Annotated in this window: 28 protein-coding genes; 17 read left to right on the forward strand and 11 right to left on the reverse strand. The window is 44.0% G+C overall.

Annotated features, from left to right (window positions below):
• Positions 1 to 86: 86 nt before the first annotated feature.
• Positions 87 to 1,469: a dipeptidase gene (locus CSV74_RS12180; protein ID WP_099691855.1), complete on the reverse strand. Its 1,383-nt coding sequence runs from the start codon at positions 1,467 to 1,469 to the stop codon at positions 87 to 89.
• Between the two features lie 244 nt (positions 1,470 to 1,713).
• Between CSV74_RS12180 and CSV74_RS12185 the strand changes: the two genes are divergently transcribed.
• Both CSV74_RS12185 and CSV74_RS12190 read left to right on the forward strand, forming a co-directional pair.
• On the forward strand, positions 1,714 to 2,964 hold the full coding sequence (locus tag CSV74_RS12185; protein ID WP_099691856.1) for a hemolysin family protein: 1,251 nt from the start codon (positions 1,714 to 1,716) through the stop codon (positions 2,962 to 2,964).
• A gap of 114 nt (positions 2,965 to 3,078) precedes the next feature.
• Entirely contained in the window at positions 3,079 to 3,624 is a 546-nt protein-coding gene (locus CSV74_RS12190) for an RNA polymerase sigma factor (RefSeq protein ID WP_099634641.1), read from the forward strand.
• Positions 3,625 to 3,881: 257 nt separating this feature from the next.
• Here CSV74_RS12190 and CSV74_RS12195 read toward each other — a convergent pair whose 3' ends face one another.
• Both CSV74_RS12195 and CSV74_RS12200 read right to left on the reverse strand, forming a co-directional pair.
• Positions 3,882 to 4,070 carry an SE1832 family protein gene (locus tag CSV74_RS12195; protein WP_029053516.1) on the reverse strand — a complete coding sequence of 63 codons (189 nt, stop codon included), beginning with the start codon at positions 4,068 to 4,070 and terminating at the stop codon, positions 3,882 to 3,884.
• Positions 4,071 to 4,099: 29 nt separating this feature from the next.
• On the reverse strand, positions 4,100 to 5,140 hold the full coding sequence (locus tag CSV74_RS12200) for a glycosyltransferase family protein (RefSeq protein WP_099691857.1): 1,041 nt from the start codon (positions 5,138 to 5,140) through the stop codon (positions 4,100 to 4,102).
• A gap of 112 nt (positions 5,141 to 5,252) precedes the next feature.
• On the opposite strand from CSV74_RS12200, the gene CSV74_RS12205 reads away from it, so the two are divergent.
• The 5 genes from CSV74_RS12205 (at position 5,253) to CSV74_RS12225 (ending at position 10,752) form a co-directional block, all read left to right on the forward strand.
• A complete protein-coding gene (locus CSV74_RS12205; RefSeq protein WP_099691858.1) occupies positions 5,253 to 7,184 on the forward strand; it encodes a cation:proton antiporter in 1,932 nt (643 codons plus the stop codon).
• A gap of 521 nt (positions 7,185 to 7,705) precedes the next feature.
• Entirely contained in the window at positions 7,706 to 8,275 is a 570-nt protein-coding gene (locus tag CSV74_RS12210; protein ID WP_099691859.1) for a hypothetical protein, read from the forward strand.
• Between the two features lie 113 nt (positions 8,276 to 8,388).
• Entirely contained in the window at positions 8,389 to 8,877 is a 489-nt protein-coding gene (gene ybaK / locus CSV74_RS12215; RefSeq protein ID WP_099691860.1) for a Cys-tRNA(Pro) deacylase, read from the forward strand.
• A 72-nt stretch (positions 8,878 to 8,949) separates the two neighbouring features.
• Positions 8,950 to 9,597: a YczE/YyaS/YitT family protein gene (locus tag CSV74_RS12220; protein ID WP_099691893.1), complete on the forward strand. Its 648-nt coding sequence runs from the start codon at positions 8,950 to 8,952 to the stop codon at positions 9,595 to 9,597.
• A gap of 60 nt (positions 9,598 to 9,657) precedes the next feature.
• Complete coding sequence (locus CSV74_RS12225) at positions 9,658 to 10,752, forward strand: hypothetical protein (protein WP_158231796.1); 1,095 nt, start codon at positions 9,658 to 9,660, stop codon at positions 10,750 to 10,752.
• A gap of 41 nt (positions 10,753 to 10,793) precedes the next feature.
• Here the strand turns inward: CSV74_RS12225 and bshB2 are convergent, their stop codons facing one another.
• The 3 genes from bshB2 to thiD form a co-directional block, all read right to left on the reverse strand.
• The gene (gene bshB2 / locus CSV74_RS12230; protein WP_099691862.1) at positions 10,794 to 11,465 is read right to left on the reverse strand and encodes a bacillithiol biosynthesis deacetylase BshB2; all 672 of its coding nucleotides are present in this window, start codon (positions 11,463 to 11,465) and stop codon (positions 10,794 to 10,796) included.
• Positions 11,466 to 11,481: 16 nt separating this feature from the next.
• The gene (locus CSV74_RS12235; RefSeq protein WP_029053511.1) at positions 11,482 to 11,832 is read right to left on the reverse strand and encodes a YojF family protein; all 351 of its coding nucleotides are present in this window, start codon (positions 11,830 to 11,832) and stop codon (positions 11,482 to 11,484) included.
• A gap of 130 nt (positions 11,833 to 11,962) precedes the next feature.
• Positions 11,963 to 12,796, reverse strand: a complete 834-nt coding sequence (thiD, locus tag CSV74_RS12240) for a bifunctional hydroxymethylpyrimidine kinase/phosphomethylpyrimidine kinase (protein WP_099691863.1) — start codon at positions 12,794 to 12,796, stop codon at positions 11,963 to 11,965.
• Positions 12,797 to 12,991: 195 nt separating this feature from the next.
• On the opposite strand from thiD, the gene CSV74_RS12245 reads away from it, so the two are divergent.
• From CSV74_RS12245 to CSV74_RS12265, 5 genes are all read left to right on the forward strand, one after another.
• Positions 12,992 to 13,747: a DUF4230 domain-containing protein gene (locus CSV74_RS12245; RefSeq protein WP_099691864.1), complete on the forward strand. Its 756-nt coding sequence runs from the start codon at positions 12,992 to 12,994 to the stop codon at positions 13,745 to 13,747.
• A gap of 5 nt (positions 13,748 to 13,752) precedes the next feature.
• Positions 13,753 to 14,430, forward strand: a complete 678-nt coding sequence (locus CSV74_RS12250) for a uracil-DNA glycosylase (protein WP_099670280.1) — start codon at positions 13,753 to 13,755, stop codon at positions 14,428 to 14,430.
• A 23-nt stretch (positions 14,431 to 14,453) separates the two neighbouring features.
• Positions 14,454 to 14,630 carry a hypothetical protein gene (locus CSV74_RS12255; protein ID WP_029053507.1) on the forward strand — a complete coding sequence of 59 codons (177 nt, stop codon included), beginning with the start codon at positions 14,454 to 14,456 and terminating at the stop codon, positions 14,628 to 14,630.
• On the forward strand, positions 14,627 to 14,890 hold the full coding sequence (locus CSV74_RS12260; RefSeq protein WP_099691865.1) for a YwdI family protein: 264 nt from the start codon (positions 14,627 to 14,629) through the stop codon (positions 14,888 to 14,890). Before CSV74_RS12255 ends, CSV74_RS12260 begins: the two co-directional genes overlap by 4 nt.
• Positions 14,891 to 14,989: 99 nt before the next feature.
• Positions 14,990 to 15,370 carry a DUF423 domain-containing protein gene (locus tag CSV74_RS12265; RefSeq protein WP_099691866.1) on the forward strand — a complete coding sequence of 127 codons (381 nt, stop codon included), beginning with the start codon at positions 14,990 to 14,992 and terminating at the stop codon, positions 15,368 to 15,370.
• A gap of 38 nt (positions 15,371 to 15,408) precedes the next feature.
• On the opposite strand, the gene gerQ is transcribed toward CSV74_RS12265, so the two are convergent.
• Entirely contained in the window at positions 15,409 to 15,753 is a 345-nt protein-coding gene (gene gerQ / locus CSV74_RS12270; protein ID WP_099691867.1) for a spore coat protein GerQ, read from the reverse strand.
• Positions 15,754 to 16,439: 686 nt separating this feature from the next.
• Positions 16,440 to 17,189: a hydrogen peroxide-dependent heme synthase gene (hemQ, locus tag CSV74_RS12280; protein WP_099691869.1), complete on the reverse strand. Its 750-nt coding sequence runs from the start codon at positions 17,187 to 17,189 to the stop codon at positions 16,440 to 16,442.
• A gap of 214 nt (positions 17,190 to 17,403) precedes the next feature.
• Between hemQ and pta the strand changes: the two genes are divergently transcribed.
• Positions 17,404 to 18,375: a phosphate acetyltransferase gene (pta, locus tag CSV74_RS12285; RefSeq protein WP_029053502.1), complete on the forward strand. Its 972-nt coding sequence runs from the start codon at positions 17,404 to 17,406 to the stop codon at positions 18,373 to 18,375.
• 66 nt (positions 18,376 to 18,441) lie between these two features.
• Positions 18,442 to 19,278: an octanoyl-[GcvH]:protein N-octanoyltransferase gene (gene lipL / locus CSV74_RS12290; RefSeq protein ID WP_099691870.1), complete on the forward strand. Its 837-nt coding sequence runs from the start codon at positions 18,442 to 18,444 to the stop codon at positions 19,276 to 19,278.
• Positions 19,279 to 19,298: 20 nt separating this feature from the next.
• Here lipL and CSV74_RS12295 read toward each other — a convergent pair whose 3' ends face one another.
• Positions 19,299 to 19,937, reverse strand: a complete 639-nt coding sequence (locus CSV74_RS12295) for an RsfA family transcriptional regulator (protein WP_099670288.1) — start codon at positions 19,935 to 19,937, stop codon at positions 19,299 to 19,301.
• 636 nt (positions 19,938 to 20,573) lie between these two features.
• Between CSV74_RS12295 and CSV74_RS12300 the strand changes: the two genes are divergently transcribed.
• Positions 20,574 to 21,863 (forward strand): HD domain-containing protein, encoded by a 1,290-nt coding sequence (locus CSV74_RS12300; protein WP_099691871.1) that lies wholly within the window; start codon positions 20,574 to 20,576, stop codon positions 21,861 to 21,863.
• Positions 21,864 to 21,880: 17 nt separating this feature from the next.
• Entirely contained in the window at positions 21,881 to 22,387 is a 507-nt protein-coding gene (locus CSV74_RS12305) for a YwgA family protein (RefSeq protein WP_099691872.1), read from the forward strand.
• Positions 22,388 to 22,435: 48 nt separating this feature from the next.
• Here the strand turns inward: CSV74_RS12305 and CSV74_RS12310 are convergent, their stop codons facing one another.
• Positions 22,436 to 22,621: a 2-hydroxymuconate tautomerase gene (locus CSV74_RS12310; protein WP_099691873.1), complete on the reverse strand. Its 186-nt coding sequence runs from the start codon at positions 22,619 to 22,621 to the stop codon at positions 22,436 to 22,438.
• A 67-nt stretch (positions 22,622 to 22,688) separates the two neighbouring features.
• Here CSV74_RS12310 and CSV74_RS12315 point away from each other — a divergent pair, with 67 nt between their 5' ends.
• Complete coding sequence (locus tag CSV74_RS12315; RefSeq protein WP_029053496.1) at positions 22,689 to 23,207, forward strand: YwhD family protein; 519 nt, start codon at positions 22,689 to 22,691, stop codon at positions 23,205 to 23,207.
• A 286-nt stretch (positions 23,208 to 23,493) separates the two neighbouring features.
• Here CSV74_RS12315 and CSV74_RS12320 read toward each other — a convergent pair whose 3' ends face one another.
• Entirely contained in the window at positions 23,494 to 23,733 is a 240-nt protein-coding gene (locus tag CSV74_RS12320; RefSeq protein WP_143560771.1) for a hypothetical protein, read from the reverse strand.
• Positions 23,734 to 23,739 lie beyond the last annotated feature (6 nt).

The following is a 23,739-nucleotide window of genomic DNA, read 5'->3' on the forward strand; positions in this document are numbered from 1 at the left end:
ACTCCCGCGAGCGCTCTATCCAGCACCGCACCCGCTCAATGCAAACCACGCAAGCGCTCTATCACCACACACAACCGCTCATTCAATCACAATCCAAGCTTTTCAATCTCTCCATAATAACTGCTGATGACACGCAATCCTTTATCGAAATTCTCCAAATGGAAGTGTTCATTCGGCGCGTGGAAGTTTTCCGTATCCAGTCCGAAGCCCATTAAGACGACGGGGATATTAAGGATTTCATCAAATGCAGCAACGATTGGTATGGAGCCGCCACCGCGTGTGTAGACGGTAGGTACACCGTATACTTGCTCATACGCTCTGCCAGCCGCTTGGATCACTTCATGGTCGTATGGAGTGAGGTAAGGTTTACCTTTATCAAATTCAGTAACCGTTACTTCACAGCCAACGGGCTCGTGTTTCGCAATATGCGCACGTAGTTTTTCTACGATTTCATCCGGCTCTTGATCGGGGACTAGACGGCATGTAATTTTCGCTCCAGCTTCGGAAGGGAGGACAGTTTTGATGCCTTCTCCTGAAAAACCACCGAATACACCGTTGATCTCGAGTGTAGGACGAGCCCATGTGCGTTCTGTGTACGTGTAGCCCGGCTCACCCGTTAGTTCTTTGACGCCGACTTCTTTTTTCACTGCTTCTTTATCAAAGTCTAGAGCTGCCCAACCCGCGCGCTCTTCTTCAGTTAGATCGCGAACTTGATCATAGAATCCGTCGATTGCGATAGTTCCTTCGGCATCACGGAATGAAGCTAGAATTTCGACGAGTGCGTGGATTGGATTTTGAACACCGCCACCGTAGAGTCCGGAGTGTAAGTCGCCTTTAGGACCTTTCACATCGATTTGTACGCCGGCTAATCCGCGCAGACCGTAGCAAATGGCGGGTTGTCCAGGTCCGTACATGCCTGTATCAGAAATGACGATGAAGTCTGCTGCTAACTTGTCTTGATTATTTTGGATATATTCCTCTAGGCTCGGGCTACCGATCTCTTCTTCGCCTTCAATAATTAGCTTGACGTTAACAGGAAGTTTGCCATCAACATTCATCAGCGCCTCGATCGCTTTACTGTGCATAAACACTTGCCCTTTATCATCGCTAGCTCCGCGTGCATATAATTTATTATCACGGATTGTTGCTTCAAATGGAGGTGTTTCCCATAAGTGAAGCGGATCAACAGGTTGCACATCGTAGTGGCCGTAGATCAGGATGGTTGGCTGACCTTCAGCATGCAACCAGTCTGCATAAACAACGGATTGTCCAGCTGTTTTTTCAATCGATACGTTCTCCAAACCGATATTTTCGAATTCATTTGATAGCCATTCCGCTGCTTTTTGCATATCCGGTTGATGTTCGGAAAGTGCACTAATGCTTGGAATTGCCAAGAAGCTTGTTAACTCTTCTAAGTGGCGGTCACGGTTGTTTGTGAAATATTGGTCCAATGATTGTAATGAAGTCATAGTAAGCCCTCTTTTCTTTGGATATTTTCTATTTCACAGTATAGCAGAAATTCGTGATGTAATAAGGTTTAAACGCTTACGGATAAGGGAACCGAATGATAAAAATATACGTCCTACCTGTATGTTGGATTAACGATTCAGTTTATATGTATGATATACTTACGCAATAAGAAATGTTGGATTCATGGCAATAGTACATGATGAATGATGACAAATAAATGGGGAAACGTTGGAGGAGACGCAATTGTTTATTGCACTGGGACTATGTTTGATTTTGTCCTTCTTTTTATCGGGAAGTGAAACAGCTCTAACCGCTATCAATCGAATGAAAGTTCAATTGCGTGCGGATCAAGGAGACATTAAATCGATAAAATTACGAAAGTTGATTTCCAAGCCGGACCGTATGATTACGGCCATCCTAATTGGGAATAATGTTGTAAATATTTTGATGCCGACGATTGTGACAATGATTGCAATCGATAAAGGATTGAGCATTGGATTACTGACAGGAATCTTAACTGTCGTTTTGATTATATTCGGAGAAGTATTGCCGAAAACGATTGCTGCAACATTTGCAGATCGTATCGCGTATATTGTAGCACCACCTATTTCGGTGCTCGTGAAGTTATTGATTCCATTGACGTTGGTTCTATCGTTGTTTACTAATTTCTTCGTTCGCTTGATTTCTAAAGGAACGGTGACGGAAGCAACCTTGACGAAAGAAGATGTGCGTTCGATGGTGGACATTGCGTCTACAGAAGGTACTTTCGGTCAGGATGAATCAATCCGTTTAAAGGGTATGCTAGATTTTCGCGATAAAGATGTGAGTGATGTAATGGAAACACACCGTACAGATATTATTTCACTGCCGCTGGATTCAACGTATGAAGATGTACGTGACGTCGTATTGCAGTATTTCTACACCCGCTATCCAGTATATGAAGAGAGTATCGATAAAGTGGTCGGTATTTTTTATTCGAAAATGATAATCGAGTGGTCGATGTTTCCCGAGCGGTCGTTTGCGGATGTCATTGATCGCCAGCCTTTGTTCGTCGTGCAGACAGCAAGTGTTGAGCTTGTATTTAAACGTATGTTAACACAAAAGAAACATATGGCGATTGTGCTAGATGAATACGGTGGGACACTGGGGATCGTGACACAGGAAGATATTATTGAAGAAATGATTGGGCAGGATATAGAGGACGAAACGGATGTCGAGGAAGAGTCGATGGTCTTCGAAAAAGAAGAAAATCATTTAGTCTGTCAAGGACGTTTAGAGATTGAAGACGTTATAGAACTACTCGATATAGAGATACCGACAGATCATGATACTATCGGTGGATTTGTTTTTCAGGAAATAGGACATATTCCAGAAGAAGGCGAAAAGTTCAGTTATAATTCGTTGTTGTTTGAGATTGAAGAAATGGATCGAACGCGGATTTTGCGCCTAAAGATTACTAAGCAGGAACCAAAAGAAGAGGTCATTGAAGCGTAGGATATGTCAAGTAACCTTACACAATTGTAAGGTTACTGAAAGAGAAAGCGATAGTTCGTAATGTGTTTGTCGGTGATAATAAGGGTACCAGTTATAAAACGGAGGCTACTTATTATGAAAAACGACTTAAACGCATTATACGAAGAATATGGACGCTATATATATCATTTATGTCTTAAATTGACTCGCAACAAAGAAGAAGCAGAAGATCTCATGCAAGACGTATGGGTGAAAGTAGTGCGCTACAGAGGTGAAATGAGTGAAGTCAACCGCATGAAGGCTTGGTTGACGACGATTTGTATGAACACATTCCGCGACCGTTATAGAAAAAATGTACGTCACAGTCAATACGTGATGAATCAACCTGATACATTAGACGTTCCGATCTTGGATTTGGTTCCCAGTAATGCGAAAACTCCTGCTGAGTTGATGGAGCAGAGTGATATTTCCGAGCTTGTGCAGCAGAAGATCGGTGAGTTGGACGGTATTTACCGGAAGACGATTGAGTATTTCTATGTGAATCAGTATTCGTTAGTGGAGATTGCAGGGTTGATGAGTGTGTCAATCGGTACCGTGAAGTCCCGCTTGTTCCGCGCGAAGAAGTATCTGAAGGAGTTGCTCGTACAAGACGAAGCAGCCCACGAATATGTAATGGCTTAAGCTCACATTTGCTGTGGGCTTTTTTTAATGGAGCAAGAGCCGTAACGAAGGACGGCTTTTGCGAGTAAAAGCGGAGCGTTAGGAGCACATCTTTGCACTAGGAGAGGCGACTCCCAGAGGGTCAACTCGCTGCGTGCCTTCAACGGCCTAGAGCGCAACCCCCCACCCCCCCACCCCGACAGCACCTCGAGCCTTAGCAACTCTAAAGACGCTAAAAAACAACCTCTATCAGCTATACCTGGTAGAGGTTGTTCGTATTAATTTGTCGCTTCAGCAAGCTGCTTATTCAAATCCGCGAGGCGCTCTTCCATTTTAGAAAGACGCAACTCTGCATTTTCGATCATCTTCACGTGACCGGTCGACTCTAACTTCTCCATATCGCCCTGCAAGCTGATGTAGTCCATCTTAAGCTCTGCGATCTCTTGCTCCAACTGATCCTTTGTCATAAGAGAAAACTCCAATCATTTGTTTTCCCTTAGTGTAACATATTCTGTCTTGTGCGTTTAGGGTACTCTAGCAAGTAACGGATCGCCTCAAGTACTTTTTCGTCACTCGCCCCGACATCGATCTGCAACTGCTTTTTGATTGCGCGTTCCTTACGTGCGTCATGAAGCAACGGTTCCATGATTGCGTTCAATAAGTTCGACTGGGTCACTTTACGGCCGAGGCCCAGGTGGGTAAAGCCATTTTTTTCAGTCGGAAATCCGAGAGTTGATTCGAACTCGTTTTGAGCGAGTACAATACAAGGAACACCGATAACGGCTACTTCATATGGTGTATAACCAGCATCGCACAGAACCATATCGGCTTTTGAAAACAGTTCTGCACGGTTGTCCGGGGCTTGGACGACTTTGGTGTTCGGTCGGCTCAATGCCATCATTTGAATTTCACTCACATCATGTTTATAATTCGGTCCGAGTAGTACTGTAACGGACAAAGGAATTTGTAGTTGCTTTAAATGTCGCAACGCCCGGAACGTGAGGTTGCCAGGGTCTTCATCACCGAATGAAATGACGAGTTGCGAAGAAGAGGAGGGAGATTTTCTCTTTAAACCGGCATGCCGGAGTGATTGCAGTGGTGCATCTACCATGAATGTCTGTGGCCCCACGATATAGTGCTCGGCATGTAGTTCTTGAGTTTCGGGATACAGCGTCTGGATCACCCAGTCTGCTAATTGTCCACCATCACCGAAATCGTCAAAATGTAGAATGCTTGGCACTAGTTCATGAATTTTGGACATTTCCTCTTTATGGCTTGGACCACTGTCTCGAATTAAAAGATCAGGTTGAAGTTTACCAATTAATTTGCTTAATGATGAAGGACCGATTACTTTATGACACGTGAAATGGTCACTTGGGACTGGTGTTTCTTGGTCGTATAAAAAGATGACTTGTGCTTCATTTTTTAGTGTGTTTGCCAGTAGTAGTGCACGTCGTAAAGGATAACTTCCTTTACCTTCTGTTATGGAAAGATAAATCACGATTGTTTTTTGGACTTGTTTTTCGATTGGAACCACCCTTTCTGAACCTGCTCGTTCCTCTTACCCTATGAAAAACGGGAATAGTTTATTACAATGGGATGAAAGCAGTTCAGAAAGGCTTGGAAGAGGGAAGGAGGCGACCTACCTAATGTTCAATTCATTGATTATGGATTTGATGTTGGTCGTGTTAATTGGCGTAGCGTCGCAATGGATAGCGTGGCGAACAAGGATGCCAGCGATTGTCGTGATGGCAATTGCGGGGTTATTAATTGGACCGATTTTCGGTTTGATTAATCCACAGCAATCAATGGGCGAATTATATTCACCCATCATTACATTCGCAGTAGCTATTATATTATTTGAAGGCAGTTTGAATCTTGATTTTAAAGAAATTAAAGGATTTGGACGTCCCGTTGCAAGAATCGTAACATTCGGTGCGTTTATCGCATGGATCGCAGGTTCACTTGCAGCTCACTATATCGCAGGATTGTCGTGGGAAGTGGCATTCATCATTGGTGGACTGTTTATCGTCACAGGTCCTACCGTAATCTTGCCTTTGCTTAGACAAGCGCGGTTAAAACCTCGTGCAGCCGCAATATTGAAGTGGGAAGGAATTGTCGTCGATCCGTTCGGTGCACTTCTTGCGGTATTTGCATTTGAAGTCATTAGGTTCCTTAATAGTGAAGTAACGGCCAAAGCGATGTTGCTGTTCGTTGGGGCTTCACTGTTCTCCGTGTTTCTTGGCTGGGGAACGAGCCGAATTTTAGGTACAGCATTTGAAAAAGGTTGGGTACCGGAGTATTTGAAAGCTCCGATTTTATTCGGTCTCGTGTTATTTGTCTTCGTATTATCTGATGAAATTATGCATGAAACGGGCTTGTTGGCTGTCACCGCGATGGGGATGACGATGGCGAATATGCATTTGACTACTCTAGAAGACATCCGCAATTTTAAGGAGAATATTTCAGTATTGCTCATCTCGGGAATTTTCGTCATGTTGACGGCGTCCTTGGATCCACATATTCTGATTGAAATATTGAATCCGAAAATTATTCTATACGTACTTGCGATGCTATTTGTTGTCAGACCACTATCGATATGGGTATCAACAATCGGTACGGATTTGACGAATCGTGAAAAAACACTCATCGGCTGGATTGCGCCACGTGGTATTGTAGCGCTAACCGTATCAGGCTATTTTGCGACCATATTGCTCGAGAACGGCTATAAAGATGCGGAGCTATTAACCGCTTTGACTTTCGCACTCGTATTTGCGACCGTCGTCGTACATGGTTTCTCGATCGGCTGGCTTGCAAAGAAACTCAATTTGGCCACGCCGGAAGAATCCGGTGTAGTACTGATTGGAAGTACTAGGTTTGTAGCGGAACTTGCGAAGAATATTAGTAACGCTGGCCACAAAGTTTTAGTCGTAGAAGATTCATGGGGCGGTCTGTCCAATGCACGAAAACTCGGCGTGCCAACGTACATGGGAGATATTTTATCCGAGCATACGGGCTATCATTTAGACTTGACGCCATACCGTTATATTTTGGCCATGACTAAGACGGATTCCTATAACTCGCACGTATGCGCCGATTTCACACCGGATCTAGGACGGGACTTATTGTTCCAGACGACGACGCATAAACGAAGCGCAGATCAACAGTTCAACCTGGCGACAGGGCAATTCCTTTTCACGCCGAATCTATCCATCCACGAACTAGATGATCGTATGAACCAAGGGCATGTATTCCGTAAGACCTTGCTAACGAAACAATACAGCTACACGCAGTACTTACGTGAGCGCGATGACCGATCGGTGTTGTTGTACATCATACGGGAAAATGGGGACATGGAGTTTTACACGGCAGAGAAAGAATTAAAAGCACAAACAGGGGATACGATCGTAGCGCTATCGACGTTGAATAAAACGATCGAACGGACGATTGACCGACTCGAAGAAAAGAACGGTAAAGCGACTGTGCCAAAGGAAGTCGTCGAGACAAAGTTCTTGGAAGATATACCGAATGAAAAGCCAGCGATTCCAGGCGAGACGCCGCCGAAGATTATGAAAGATTGAGTGACATTTATCGGTGCTCATTGTAATTGTAATTGTTTCTATATGTGAATTCGACAAGCCCTTGAACCTATCAAAGTTCAAGGGCTTTACTAATTCATATACTACGGACTGGGAACGATTGGAACTAAAATTAGATTTGTATTTGGACTTAGCTAAGTTCAAAGCCAACAAAAATTTATATACTATCTACAGTAACGAATTTATGTACCTCCACTCTAAACGTAGGATTGAAGCGGCCGCCAGCTGGAGCTTCAATCCCATGCACTCTATCAAGCAACAGGTAACCTTGTTTACTCACATGAGAAAAAGGGTATCTATACCACACATATTCCCACATTGAAACTAGTAAATTTACCCCGCCTAGCATATCCATCTAGTATGAAATGCGCAACCAGTGGGTAAAATGAAATCACCATCCCACGCAAATGCAATCTTTTGATGGATTGGCAGTTCACGCGCTACTGCGTAAACTAGTTATACTAGATACACATGTCGAAAGTTTCTAATTGGAGGTGGATACCATGAATGCTGTAATAGGGTTTGCGAGCGCCGCAGAACCACTACAGCGGTATGACGCAGTCCGTAGAAAGAATGCCGAAAACGCCTATGAACGCCAGGCAGAATTCCGTGAACAAGCGCAAAAGACCAAAGACGATCTAATTGCATTGCTACGCGGAAACTCACAACCGATTGAGAAATCCGAAGAAACGCAAAAAGACTTCCAAAAGCTTGGTGCAGGCCAGATGAAGAATGTTTCAATTCCGCTCGGCAATAACTTGGATGAAACGATTGATCTCTGGCGTCAAGTTCGTAAAGAGGCATACTCTGAATCACCGCCAACGACAGCGGATTATCAACTAGCCAGTAATGCATCAGCGAAAATAACACAAGCCGAACTACAATTAGCGTTACATAACCGCGCAAAAACTATTCGTGATCAAACGGATACAGTTGACAGCACCTTAGCAACTGACAGATCGAAGCGTATGCAACAGCAATATAGCCATGCATTTTCCATCTATCAAATACAAAATCAAGCTAGAATGAATCAGTACGAAATGGATCAGCCACAAATGAATGTCAGAATTTAATCTGATTTTTTTGAAAATGAAGCCCGTTTTGCTGGAACCCAGTGAATGGGCTTTTTCAATGATCTATATTCTGCTAGCTTTCGGTTAAAACGAAGAGAAAGGAAGTCCTACATATGTCAAAGAAGAATAAGTTACCAAAAACCAACGCGATTCGCATCATTGAAAGCGAAAATTTTCCATTTGAAATCCGTAGCTATCAAACGGATGACGGACATAATGATGGTATATCCGTTGCGAATAAAACGAATGAACCAGTCTCTACCGTTTATAAAACGCTCGTTGCGATGGCGAGCAAAACGGATTTACTCGTCTTTATCATTTCTGTCTCGGATGAGTTAGACTTGAAAAAGGCAGCAAAAACAGCAGGTTTTAAAAAGGTCGAAATGCTTCCGATGAAAGAATTGACGAAAGAAACGGGCTATGTCCGTGGCGGTTGTTCGCCAATCGGTATGAAACGGGAGTTACCGACATTCATTGACCAACAAGCTGAAACGCTCGACTATTTTTATGTCAGTGCGGGCAAAGTCGGTTTGCAAATGAAATTGGCGCCACAAGACTTGGCACAGGTCACAAAAGCACAATTTAGCGATCTCGTAAAGTAATGCCATAGCAACTTTGTTGATTTCTGTTACAATGAATGATGAGACTGACGATTAGAAGAAAGAAGAATGTATATGCGTAATTTATTAGCTTGGCGATGGATATTTTTCATCGGCGGCATGATGATCATGTCGCTTGGCATCTCGTTGATGATTAAAGGTCAGCGGCTTGGGATTGCCCCTTGGGATGTGCTCCATCTTGGTTTGTATCAAAACTTCGGATTAACGATAGGGTCGTGGAGTATTATATCGGGTTTTGTTATCATTTCGGTGACATCGATTATTTTGAGAGAATGGCCAAGATTAGGTACATGGCTTAATATGTTGGTCATCGGATTATTTATCGACTTTTTCAACTGGCTGATACCTGATGTTACTTCATTGACTATGCAAATTATTTGTTTCATCATTGGTGTATTTGTCCTGTCCTATGGGGTAGGAATATATGTCTCGCCGAATCTTGGGGCTGGGCCTCGTGACAGCTTGATGCTGTTGTTTGTTGAAAAGTTTGGTTGGAGTCTTCGATTAGTACGGACTACGATTGAAGCCATTGCAACACTGATTGGTTTCTTACTGGGTGGACCTGTAGGGGTTGGTACATTGGTTGTCGTCCTCTTCTCTGGTCAAATTATTCAGATCGCCTTACCGCAATGCAAGAAGATGTTATTGAAGATCACTCATCAAACGGATGAAAAAGTTTTATTACACTATAAAGGAGCATAAGCCCACTCGGCTGTGCTTTTTTTATTTGCCAATACATATAATGAAATGAAGAAAGAAAGGGTGGTCAATATATACGGACATATTACAGAATATATGGGAACGGCTTATACAGGACAAGGCGTGCAGCATAAATATGAGGAGTTGCTCGCGGAATCAAAGAAGACGATATTTTTGAAGTGTTTGCCTACACATTCCTTATCGCAAGTGCTCAATGACTTGGCGGTCTATTTCGTCAACAGGGGCTATAGTGTGGATCGATTCATGAATCCTGGTCATGTGGATAAAACGAATGCGCTTTTTGTTAAAGGACTGGAACTTTTCATCTTGCAGGCATCCCACCCGATTTCATTCGAACCGACAGATCTTGGCAAGCGACATAAAGTTTTTTGCTTCTATGATGTCTATCATCAGGATCAGTTACTCGGACAGCATGAAGAAGTGAGTGCTTTGTTGAAACAGGAGAGAACACACTTCGATCAATCGTTGAAAGAGCTAAAACGAGCAAAAGCGATTCATGACGAATGGGAAGCAGTCAATATCGCACGCATGGATTGGGCCCGCCACGAAGAGATTACGGAAGAATTAAAGCAAGAACTATTCGGTACGATTAAACTAACGAAATCGGCTCACGTCTCGCATCGCATTATCGGTTCATTGTCAGCTGGCAGTGCACATGACTTCATCCCGTCCATCACAAAACGTACGAAACGTCGCTTACTAATCAAGGGCTTACCGGGCACAGGCAAGTCGACGATGATGAGAGCGTTAGGAGACGAAGCACAGCGACGGGGGCTTGATGTGCTGTATGGTTGGTGTGGACTTGATCCTGCAAGTATCGACTTAGTCCTGTTCCCAGAGTTATCGGTGTGCCTGTTTGATTCGACGCAGCCCCATGCTTATGATGCAGAAAGTCCGCGCGATGAATTAGTGGATATCGTGCCGTTATGCGCAGAAGATGAAGAAGCAGAAAAGCAAATCGATACTATACGACGCCGCTATCAAACAGTCATTGGGGAAGCGGGCAGTCAGATGCAAGTCGCTGTGCAATCACAAAACAGCGCAAGAATCCAAATGGACCGTGCGTTAAACGTGGAAGTATTTGAGAAGAAGTTGCAAGATCTCTATGTCTTTATTAAAGCGTTTGAAGAGAAGTAATCTCGTATAAAATACAAAAAAACCGCAGACTCTGCGGTTTTTTACTTGAATTCATGAATATAAAAGGCTTCATTATACAACCAGTCAAGTGCATCCTTGTCGTCTGCAGCCCATCGTTTTTCCATATCGGGTAGCATCCAAACTGTCTGGGAGGCATGTGCGCGTAAAGCGGCAATCTTTTTATCTGCTACGTTAGGTGTATGGTGCACAACATGCGGCTCACCTAGTTGGTTCAACGTATCATTATCGAATGCTTTCATGTACAGTACCGGTCGATCCGCTTCCGGCATACGGCTCATCGCTTCAATCACAGCTACACCTGTTGCGTTGTGGTCGGGGTGTACAGCAAGCGTCGGGTGGAATGAGATGACTACTGAAGGATTTAATTCTTCAATAAGATCGGTCATCATCTTAACAAGTTTCTCGGGATCTTCAAATTCTATCGTTTTATCGCGAAGTCCCATCATTCGTAAATCTGTTAATCCCATTGCATCACACGCATCCAGCAACTCTTGTTTACGGATTTGCGGAAGTGTTTCGCGGTTTGCAAAAGGAGGATTTCCGAGATTTCGGCCCATTTCGCCAAGTGTCAAGCAAGCATACGTAACGGGTACGCCCATTTCAATATATTGTGCAATCGTGCCAGCAGTGCCGAATGATTCATCATCAGGATGAGGGAATACAACGAGTACGTGTCGTTCTTTTTGCAACATAAAAAAATCTCCCTTCTTAATAAGCAAATGGCGTTTCGCTGATTTCAAGCGCTACCGCTAGTTTTCCGTCAGGTCCAAGCCCCGCCATCAGTAAACGATTATGTTCGTCAAGTGTATAGTGTGTGATTCCTTGTGCGTAAATCCAGCCACTCGGCAATTTCAAACCGATGCGGTGAGGGGATTCGCCAGCCACTTTTCCAAGTTCATACCGGATCACGACATTACGAATAAACGCCCCAGCATTAAAAAAACCTTCTTGGAAATGAGAAGCATACGATCCATTTGTCGTTTCCAAATGTATGTAGACATCTTTATTGGCAAAGGAGTCCAGTAACTCCTGTAAATGTTTTACGTCAACAGTTTCCATACTCATCCTCCTAAATCTTGCAGTCATTTCGCTGCAATCTTCCTATTTACTATTATATAGATCGTGCAGTTTGAATGCGATCAGACGGCTCACAAAAAAGTCAGGAATACACCTGACTTGTAAGCATTCGTTATACTTCCTGCAGCTTTACCTGTGGCGCGTCGAACTGATTTTTTGCACCGTGCATGACAGGTCCTACATACTCGTTGAGCTTCCAGCCGTGCGCAATGGCCGCTGTGACAAACTGCTTCGCTTCAATGACCGCGTCCTTGATCGACAACCCATTCGCCAAATTTGCTGTAATCGCTGCCGCAAACGTGCAACCGGCACCATGATTATGATACGTTTCGGATCTTTCTGATTTCAGTAACGTAAACGTCAATCCATCGTAGAATAAATCTACCGCTTCTTCATGATCGAGTTGTTTACCGCCTTTGATCACCACATTACGTGCACCGAGTTCATGGATTTTCTGTGCCGCCACTTTCATATCATCAATTGTCTTTGGTGTTTTCATAGAAGCCAATTGTCCCGCTTCAAATAAATTGGGTGTGACGATTTCTGCTTTCGGTACGAGATATTTAATCATCGCATCCGTATTCCCAGGATTCAATACCTCATCTTCACCTTTACACACCATGACGGGGTCGATGACTACATGATCCAAACCTGATTCATCAATTGCCAGACCCGCTGTCTGAATGACTTCCTCTGTGCTCAACATGCCTGTCTTGATCGCGTCAATTCCAGTAGATAATGCCGTTTTCAATTGTGCTTTTACGACATCGATTGGCAAAGAGTAGACATGATGTGACCAATTCTGATCGGGATCCATCGTGACAATCACTGTCACAGCTGTCATGCCATACGTACCGTGCTCCTGAAAAGTTTTCAAATCCGCCTGAATACCCGCACCGCCTGATGTATCCGAGCCTGCAATCGTTAAGGTTTTCTTTAATGACATAATAAAACGTCTCCTTCGCTTACTAAATTTTCATGTTATTTATAGTATACAACTAATTGTCGAAATACAAACAACTCGGGTATGATGAAAGTCTAGAAAGCTTGTAACGCGAACAAGTCTTACGAATGAAACCTATTATTAGACGGAACGTACAAATAGAAACGGAGTGTTTGATTAAACGAGAGGATGTGAGCCATGAGTAAGCGTGATTCGTCTAAGAAAGGGAAGAAGGGAATGACGGAGGCTGATGCGCAAGCAGCCGTAACATTCGCTGGGCGAAAAAAGATCAAACGGAAGCGCAGGGGAGGAATTCTTGAACTCGCATTCACTTTGTGGTCATCATGGAGAAAAACCTATATTTTATTAATTTTATTATTGGTCGCTGCACTTATTACCCTGCCGATCGCAGGCTTTTATTTAATGCAACTCGGTTCTACTTTTTCAGAACAAAAAACCGCTTTTGTTGAGCGTGTTCAAGAGCTACAGCAACTGACAACCGCGGAAGCTTATACGAAAGTGCTCGTCAAACGAACCGACAATGAATTATTTGGTAAAAGCATCGGTGTAAATTTTCCTGGAACGAAGCGGAATTTATTAGTCGTCATTCCAGGTTCCATCAAAGCGGGAATTGATCTAAGTAAAATCACCGAGCAGGATATGTGGGTGGATGAAGAAGAAAAACGTATTGAGCTAACAATTCCGAAAGCTGAATTCCTCGGTGGTGCAGAATTGTATTTCGATAAAGTAGAAGTCTATTCTGTAGAAGGATTATTCCGTGGAAAAGCAGATATAAAAGAAGGCTATGAGCTAGCGAATGAAGCCAAAACACTCATAATGGAAGAGGCATCCGAACAAGGTGTGCTGGAATCTGCTGAGCAGAATGCAGTAAAGACGCTGAAAGATATGTTTTCATTCGCAGGCTTTCGACTGGATATTGAATTTAAGGAGTGATGCATATGGTAGCAGAATTTCGTAATGATTGGGATCACCTACTAAAAGATGAATTCGACAAACCGTATTATCAGGAATTGCGTACGTTCCTACGAGATGAATATACAAATCACATCATCTATCCGCAAATGACCGATATGTGGACGGCTTTTAAACTGACACCTTTTCAGGACGTCAAAGTCGTGATTTTGGGTCAGGATCCGTATCATGGGCCAAACCAGGCGCATGGTATGAGTTTTTCTGTCCAGCCTGGCGTGAAAGTGCCACCAAGTTTGCGCAACATTTTTAAAGAGCTGTCATCGGATATCGGGATCGATGTCCCAACTGAAGGAATGTTGACAGGATGGGCCGAACAAGGTGTATTATTATTGAATACTGTACTGACTGTGCGCGAAGGAGCAGCGGCATCGCATCGCGGAAAAGGTTGGGAACGCTTTACGGACGAAGTCATTCGTAAATTGTCGATGCGCAGCACACCAATTGTTTTCATTTTATGGGGAAGACATGCGCAGGAAAAAACGGCATTGATCAACCGCAGGCGCCATGCGATTATTGAATCACCGCATCCAAGTCCGTTCAGTGCGTCCAGAGGATTTTTTGGCAGTAAGCCGTTTACTAAAACGAATGATTATTTACGGGAGTGGGGAAGAGAGCCGATAGATTGGGCGAAAACTACCAAGTGAATAAGTAGAAAGGAAGTGTGACGATGGCCGTCAATTGCTTCGACTGTATCTTCTTTTATACAACATGGGATCCTGCAAGTCCGCGCGGCTGCAAGGCATATGGATTTAAGACGAAAATGTTGCCATCTATAGTGGTAAAGCGTTCTTCTGGTATGGAGTGTATGAAATTCGAACCGAAAAAGGGGATGAAAATTCGATGATTACAGCTGCACAATTGCTTGGAGAAATCGAGCAACAAGTACGCTTGGCGAAACAAACACAGAATGAAGCGGCACAAAGAGAAGCTATCTATGCTGTGCGAGCGTTATGTAATGTGATGCTCAGTGATGAAAGACCATCTGCACCGTCCATGCCTCAAGTTATGCAAATGAGTTCTGTACATGCGACACCGATTACGTCGCTAAACGAGCAACCATTGCAGGAAGCGGATGCCAACGGAGAGTCGCTGTTTGATTTCTGATAGCGCCACAAACCGTTCAAACACCTGTCATATCTACGTGTTTTAATATGGTAGACTGGAAACAGGATATACAAGATTCGTTAGAAAGAAGGAATAATCATGCCGTTTTTTATTATCGCTGGAGCTATTAACGCCGCGATCGCAGTTGGATTTGGGGCGTTTGGTGCACACGCATTGAAAGATCGCCTATCCGAACATTACTTAGCCATCTGGGAAACCGCAGTACAATATCAGATGTTCCATGCGATTGCCTTGCTCGCAATTGGTATTTTGATGAGCAGCACATTGCTTGGGCCATCGACGCAACTATCATGGGCTGGCTATTTAATTCTGGCTGGTATCATTGTTTTTTCCGGAAGCCTGTATGTACTCAGCTTATCTGGAATCGGGATACTCGGCGCCATCACTCCGATTGGCGGCGTTGCATTCATCGCAGGGTGGATCATGTTAATCATTGCTGCAGTGAAATTTGGAAGATAACAAAGGAAAACCGCTCACACATGATGAGCGGTTTTTTCTTATGGCGTTTGGTCGAAGTAATTTAATTCCTCAGGGAACTCCGCGTAATCGAAGTAGATCATAGGGAATAAATAGCGTCGTCCTGTATTGGCTTCGCTGAGGATGACATGATCGCGTCCTGCTGCTTCTACCATACCCGTAACAGCTTTCGTGTTCTTGCCTGCTTCTACCGCATGCTCGAATGAAAAGTGAAAGACGCCGGGTTTTCCTCTGTTAAGCCGTAAAATATTCTCGATGTACGACTGCTCTCTAAAAGGCGTAGTTGGTGCGTTCCCCTGTACATTTGTTTGTGGTGGTACCATTTGTTGCTGGGCATAGCCGGGATTCCAATAATATTGAACCATTTCAACATCCTCTCCAGATCTGTTAGTTTTACTCGCGGGCAGTCTTGTTGGACGAGGGAAAAGTGCGTTGCGTTTTGAAGTAGTCTGTGTGATGTCGTTTCAGACATTCTTCAGTCTGTATAAGACGAGCAAGCGCTTCTATTCCCTTTTTGGTTGTCACGATGACAGCTAAAGCAAAACCCCCTTGGTTGTATCTTATGTTGGAAGGGTGGTGGGTATGAATGATGTTTTTTGGAAGAGGGAGTTCAAGGCTGGGGGAAGGCATCGTTTCGCTGCGTTCCAGGCGGACGCGTTCGGGAGGGCCCGCGGTAAGCCCTCTAGTCGCTTAGCTCCTTTAGTGGTCTTACCTGTCGGGCTGATCCTCCCCGAAGCCAACAATAATTCACTTGCTATTAACAGTGATTGTACTAAGTAACACCACTTTGCACGTAGGATTGGAGCGGAAGTTGGGGGCGACTCCTGGGGAATAGAGTGATCTTGAGACCCTGGACAGGTGCCTTAATTTCTGCAAATAACACAGAAATACGGCAAAGCGAACCCTTCGCTGTTCGCTTGGCTCAAGATTGCTCCCCCGGAAAGCGTCCCCCAACTGGAGCTTCAATCCCTACCCCTAAGCCCCATTCACTTTCTACTACAGATAACAAAAAAGCCGCGAAGTGTTTCATTCGCGGCTTCAGTCTTACGTATTAAACTTCGAAAAATGCTGCGCGCTTGTCGGCGTCTAAAATCGTACCGACGAAGAACGAGCCGAATACGCCGTAGCGTGCGCTGACTTCATCAAAACGCATTTCATAGATGAGCTTCTTAAACTGCAACACGTCATCAGAAAACAACGTGACGCCCCACTCGTAATCGTCAAAACCAATAGAGCCGGAAATAATTTGCTTCACTTTACCTGCATATCCGCGACCGATCATGCCGTGGCTGCGCATTAAACTCTTGCGGTTGTCCATGTCGAGCATGTACCAGTTGTCTTCGCCTTCGCGCTTCTTGTCCATTGGATAGAAACAAACGTATTGGCTACGTGGTAGTTCAGGATACAAGCGACCGCGTACATATGGGTTCTGATATGGATCTTCGTCAGATTCACCTGCTAGGTAATTCGATAACTCGACTACCGACACATACGAATACGCCGGGATAGTGTAATCCGCAATCGTTAACTTATTGAATTCTGCTTCTAGTTGCTGAAGTTCGTCCATTGTAGGACGTAATGTCATCAGCATGAAGTCTGCCTTTTGACCAACTACTGTATAAAACGCATGACTTCCAGTTTTAGCATCATCCGCTTCTTGCATACGCTCTAAAAATGTTAGAAATTCATTGACTGCTGCCTGGCGTTCTTCTTTTGAAATTAGTTTCCAAGAAGCCCAGTCCATCGTGCGAAAATCATGAAGTACATACCAACCGTCTAATGTAATAGCTGCTTCGTTCACTTGAATTCAGTCTCCTTTTAAATCAAAGTACTTTCTATTTCAAGTGTATCATAACGGCCTTTACTCGTTAAGGAATAAGGTAAGATCCACGACACGTAGTGTAAAAATGAATAGCTAGGTGACAGTTATCAGAATATTTCAGAGTTCCTAGTGTAATAATTAAGCTTTTCAGGTATGATGAATAGGAAAATATAACAAAGGGTGGGAATTACATATGGCAGATCTTTTTAAAGGAATTCGTAAAACGTTGGAAGGTAAAGGAAAATCGATCGTATTACCTGAAGGGGAAGACGTGAGAATACTAGAAGCAGCTGTGCATCTTCAACAAGAGGGGATTATTACACCGGTTTTATTAGGGAATGAAGAAGCGGTAAATAAAGCAGCGAAAGATGGTGGTTTCGATATTTCTGAAATTAAGTTAATCGATCCTGCAAACGCTTCCTATTTTGAAGAACTGGCGGAAAAATTCGTTGAACGTCGTGCAGGAAAAGCTACAATTGAGCAAGCGCGCGAGCAATTGAAAGATGTAAACTATTTCGGAACTATGCTAATCTATACAGGACGTGTAGATGGTTTAGTGAGTGGAGCTGCACATTCGACGGCAGATACAGTTCGTCCTGCATTGCAGATCATCAAGACAAAGCCTGGCATTTCAAAAACAAGCGGAGCGTTCATTATGATGAAAGAAGATGAGCGTCTGATTTTTGCAGACTGTGCTATTACTGTGAATCCTTCGGCTAAAGAGTTGGCTGAAATCGCTGTGGAAAGTACAAAAACAGCAAAAGCATTCGGAATTGATCCGCGCGTTGCGATGCTTTCATTCTCCACTAAAGGTTCTGCTGTGACTGAAGAGACGGAAAAAGTGGTGGAGGCGGCTAGAATTGCAAAAGAATTGGCGCCTGAACTATTGATTGATGGAGAATTCCAATTTGACGCAGCATATGTACCAAGTGTAGCAGCGAAAAAAGCTCCGGAATCTGTCATCAAAGGCGATGCAAACGTCTTTATTTTCCCAACACTCGACGCAGGAAATATCGGCTATAAATTGACAGAACGTCTTGGCGGCTATGAAGCGATCGGTCCCATTCTTCAAGGCCTGAATGGTCCTGTCAACGACTTGTCACGCGGTTGTTCTGCAGAAGACGTGTACAAGCTGTCTATCATCACAGCAGCTCAGAGCCTATAATCACAGGTTCAAAGTTTGTGAACCGTCTACATAAAATCCAGATCAACCACCATAGGAGAGCTAGACATGTCACAAGATAAACAATTATTGAATCAACCAGCTTGGCGTTTCATCGACGAATCGATTTCAGCACGCAATCGTTCTGCACTCGAATCATTCGCTATGGATGATACGTTATGCCAATTAGTTGGACAGCAACAGAGCGTACCTGTAGTCAGAACATGGGTACATGACAAGACGATCGTGTTAGGTATTCAAGATCATCGCATGCCTTTTATTCAACAAGCGATGGAAGGGATCGAGCAGCACGGCTATCAGTCAATCGTTCGCAACTCGGGCGGTCTGGCAGTTGTTCTAGATGAAGGGGTATTAAATATTTCCTTAATCTTTTCCGAACAAAAGTCTTCGATTGATATTCCGGTAGGCTATGAAGCGATGCTATCACTAGTTCAGCTACTATTTCCTGAACTTGGCGAACGGATAGAAGCCTATGAAATTGTCGGATCGTATTGTCCTGGATCGTATGATTTAAGTGTCGATGGTAAGAAATTCGCAGGGATCTCCCAGCGGCGTCTGCGCCAAGGAATCGCTGTACAAGTGTATTTATGCATTGAAGGCAGTGGATCTGAACGAGCGGAGATCATTCGTGAAGTCTATGAGAAGGGCTTACAAGGACAGCCGACAAAATTCAGCTATCCTGTGATCAAGCCGGATACAATGGCGTCGTTATCGGAAATTCTCGATACGCATTTGACGGTCAATGAAGTCGTTATTCGTCTGCAAGTATTATTGCGCTCGTTGACAGAAGATGTGCGACACGGTGGTTTAACAGACGAGGAAATGGAGTTATACGGATTTTATTTGAAACGCGTCTTTGAACGCAATCAAAAGATGCTGTCATAGAACGAAAAAAAAGCTGCCAATCAGTTATTGATTGGCGGCTCTTTTGATGAGACTAGATTTCCATTAGGCTCCATTTTGAACAACGGTGCTATGTGCTCGCTTTCTTCATTCAAAGCGATTAATCGGCGTGCGCGATTCATGATTTGGACGAATTGCTCATAATCGTCTTTCAATGTTCTGTTCTCTTTTTTCAGATCTTCTATTTGCGATTCCAGCGATTTCATTTGTTCTGTCGCTGTTTTTGCCGTCTGTCTCCAACGAAGTGCATCCGTATCGGCACCCCCGTTATGATGCATGCGAATTAAATATGCAATGACGGTGTCGAGCGATAGGGCGGATAATGGAACCTGTATTTTCTCCTGGCCATCTGCGCCTGTCTCGGGGTTGTACATTTGCTGGTTACGTCTTTTAAAATCTGTACCTAGCACACGTAACGTTTGCTTTCTCTCTTTCTTCGCTTCGGAGAGTTCACTCTCGTAGTCTCTTCGCACGACTGCATTCCATCTGAACCCACAAGCTGCTGCAGTTCGGTTCAGAGCGTCGCCTACTTCCTCAAATGCACCTAGTTGTGTACTTCCTTCTCTTACATGTCGTAGCACCGTCTCTGCCAATAATTCATCGTCCTGTTCTAACCATGCGTCTTGTCTAACTTTCACCATCTCCATGCCTCCTGTCTTGTACTCTCTTTCTACTGCCATTATGACCACGAAATGAGTCTTTTATTCAGAGAGTCACAAAATTCTATCAAGATGGTAATAAAGTGGGCGGGCTTTTTAGGTGAGTAGGAGTTGAATATGGTAGTTGGTAGGGTGTTTGGGAATAGGCTGACGGGCTGTTGGGGTGGGGATTGGTGCTTCGGAGGGGACGCGGTATCCTCCCGGAGTCGGCTCTCCTAGTGCAAAGATGCGCTTCCAACGCTTCGCTTATGCTCGTAAAAGCCGTCCTTCGCTCCTGCCCTCGCTCCAATCCCTGTATTACAAGTGGGTAATACTTCTTGTTGCGCATTGAACTGTCGCAAACGCTCAACAATCTGTTCAAGCGCTCATATTTGCTGCGTAACTGCTCATTAAACTGATTAAACGCTCATAACTCAAGTCTAACCGCTCTATCATTAGCGACAAGCGCTCATACTAAGTCGGCAACCGCTCATATAAGCTGAATTCACATGTAGTTACTAATTCCTTCTTCACTAAAAACATGTTTTACTATTTACTGTTTAAAATCCGTCATAGAGTACTATGTCACGATCCGTCGTTTTTTGTTATACTGGAACGAATGAAGGATGAGGTGACGACATGGCGTATCAAAACGAAAAACTGCCCGAAGAAAAAGTGTTTAAAGATCCCGTGCACCGCTACATACACGTCCGGGACCGCGTAATATGGGACCTGGTCAACACCCGCGAATTCCAGCGCCTGCGCAGGATTCGCCAGCTTGGCACCACCTATCTCGTGTTCCACGGCGCAGAACACAGCCGCTTCCAGCACTCGCTTGGCGTCTATGAAATCGTCAGACGAATTCTAGACGACGGCTTCAGTGGGCGTGAAGAATGGGATGAAGAACAACGACTTGTCGCCCTCTGTGCAGCACTATTGCATGATCTGGGACATGGTCCGTTTTCCCACGCATTTGAAAAGGTGTTCAATCTGGATCACGAACAATTCACCCAGCAAATTTTATTGGAACAGACAGAAGTCCATGAAGTGTTGCATCGTGTGTCGCCAGATTTCCCTCAAAAAGTGGCGGATGTCATAGATAAGACGTATCCGGACAAACTAGTCGTCAGTTTGATTTCCAGTCAAATCGACGCGGACCGTATGGATTATCTTCAGCGCGATGCGTATTACACAGGCGTTTCCTATGGCCACTTCGACATGGAACGGATTTTGCGTGTGATGCGTCCGACTGAAGAACAAGTCGTCATCAAGCACAGCGGCATGCATGCGGTGGAAGACTATATCATGAGCCGTTATCAAATGTACTGGCAAGTGTATTTCCACCCTGTATCGCGAAGTGCAGAAGTAATTCTGATCAAAATTTTACACAGAGCAAAACATTTATTTGAAACTGGGTATGCGTTTAAGCAAGAACCGCTGCATTTCGTTTCGTTCTTCGCACAAGAATTCAAATTGAAAGAGTACATAGCTCTTGACGAGGGCGTGTTATTGACGTATTTCCAGCTGTGGATGGAAGAAGACGATACAATTTTAGCGGATTTATGCGATCGCTTCGTGAACAGACGACTATTTCAATATGCCGAGTTCGATCCTGCAGTGCAGTACATGAAATTCGGTGAACTTATTACATTGTTCAAAGAAGCAGGGCTCGATCCTGACTATTATTTAGTGACGGATTCTTCATCAGACTTACCTTACGACTTTTATCGTCCAGGTGAAGAGAATGAGCGCGTGCCGATTTATTTACAACTAGAAAATGGCGATTTGCGTGAACTGTCGCGGATGTCCGATGTGGTCGAAGCGATATCAGGAAAACGCAGAACAGACCATAAAATTTATTATCCAGAAGATTTGTTGATAGATGGAAACCCGTTGCATAAGAAGATTTTGGAATTGTTAAGAGGCTAAGAGAGGGGTTGCGGGACTTGCTGCAAGAGCATGCAAAAATCGTTCAGTTTATATCGTTGGCAAATGAAGTGAATGGCCGTAAGAAAATGCAGAAAATGGTTTATATATTAAAGAAAATGAATTTCCCGTTTGCAGAGAAATACGAGCTCCATATGTATGGTCCTTATTCGGAAGAACTGACATTGCGAGTGGAAGAGTTATGTGAAATGGGCTTTTTGGCTGAACGTTTTGAGGACAAGGGTTCGTATAAACAATATTGCTATCAAGTGACGGATGAAGGGTCGAAATTCCTTGCGACAGCAGATGCACCGAAAGAACAGTTGCCCAAATGTATCGAGCGATTAAATGAGAAGTCGTCACGCTTTTTGGAATTGGTCTCCACATTATTATATTTCGATCAGCTCGATAAAGAGGATCAAATTGCTAAAGTACGTATCGTGAAAAACAAACTAAACTTTACTGATCAAGAAATGGATCAAGCATTTGCCTTCATTGAAGAGATGCAAGTGAGTTCAGTCAGCTGAATGAATTAAGTAAAAAGGATTCTCGCGATGAGAATCCTTTTGCCGATTTTACTGCTCACTCATAAGTTTACCTTCTTTAAAAAGATGGTTTTTTGGCATTTCTTCAATGAAAACTGTTACGCTATCAGTAGTAGCACCAGTCGTTTCCACAACGGCTTGCGTAACTTTTTCACAGAGTGCACGTTTTTGGTCGTCAGTGCGGCCTTCAAGCATTTTTACTGTGACGTATGGCATTTTATTTCCTCCTTAGCAGAAAATTCAGGTATAGTACATATAATAACAGAGACGGAGGGCGATTTACATGGCAAGTGAGCAAAATTCAAAACCAAAGTTAGGCTTTACGATAATTAAAAATGATCCCACAGATGGACATAAAGGGTTTGGCATAGGTTCGTTGTCGCTCGAAAACATTTCGCCTGTGATCATCGATGTAGAAGCGGGTACAGCACAAGTGGAAATGGGTGCTATGCATGCCCGTAGTGATACAGAACGAGGAATCAAATTCACCACGGACAGAAAAGATTCTGAAGGCGGTAAACCATACTGGCTCGTTTGGGTGACAATTGATTATCGTGAGGAAGGTCCATATTATGCAGGAATCACAGCGTGTGAAATGGTCGTCAATCGCGAAAAGAGACGAGGCTATAAGTTGCTCGCAGACCACGTCAACCGCATGGACAAATCAATGAAACGTCAAATTATTGTAGACGATATGGACGATCGTTCAAAGAAAATTCTAAAAGACTTTCTAAAGTCGCATAACGCAGAGCTTTGGGAACGTAGTACACCTGAATTACACGAAGGTTTGCGCACAGAGTAAGACGTTATACGGCATAATTGAAAAGTACAATTCTCATCAAATACGTCAAAAATGTGACAATTTGCATAACGTACTCTTTGAGGTTGAATGTCTGCAACAAAGGAAGTAAACTAAATATACAGCTTTGCGCTGTAATCTAGGACACCCGCTATGTAGACAGTCGTTTGATGAAACCACAAACCCAAGCAGTGCGGATTCATTCGATCACTGCATAACGGTCAAAAAAGCCTCGCTCTCCGCGGATACGGAGAACGAGGCTTTTTTATTGGGGTTTGAGGGGTGGAATCTAGTTGTGGCGCTCATACTTTGCGGCTGCGCGCTCAATGTTGGCGTTCGAGCGCTCATAGTTTGTCGCTATCCGCTCTATCATGAGCCTATTCCGCTCATACATCAACGCTACCCGCTCTATTGCGACCGTCATCCGCTCAATCATTCCGGCTATCCGCTCTATACGAGCGTACACCCGCTCATACTTTGAAGCTATCCGCTCAAAGCCAGCAGCCAACCGCTCATACCAGCCCACCAACCGCTC

Origin of the sequence: Sporosarcina sp. P19 (assembly GCF_002743165.1) — a bacterium.
Classification (GTDB): domain Bacteria; phylum Bacillota; class Bacilli; order Bacillales_A; family Planococcaceae; genus Sporosarcina; species Sporosarcina ureae.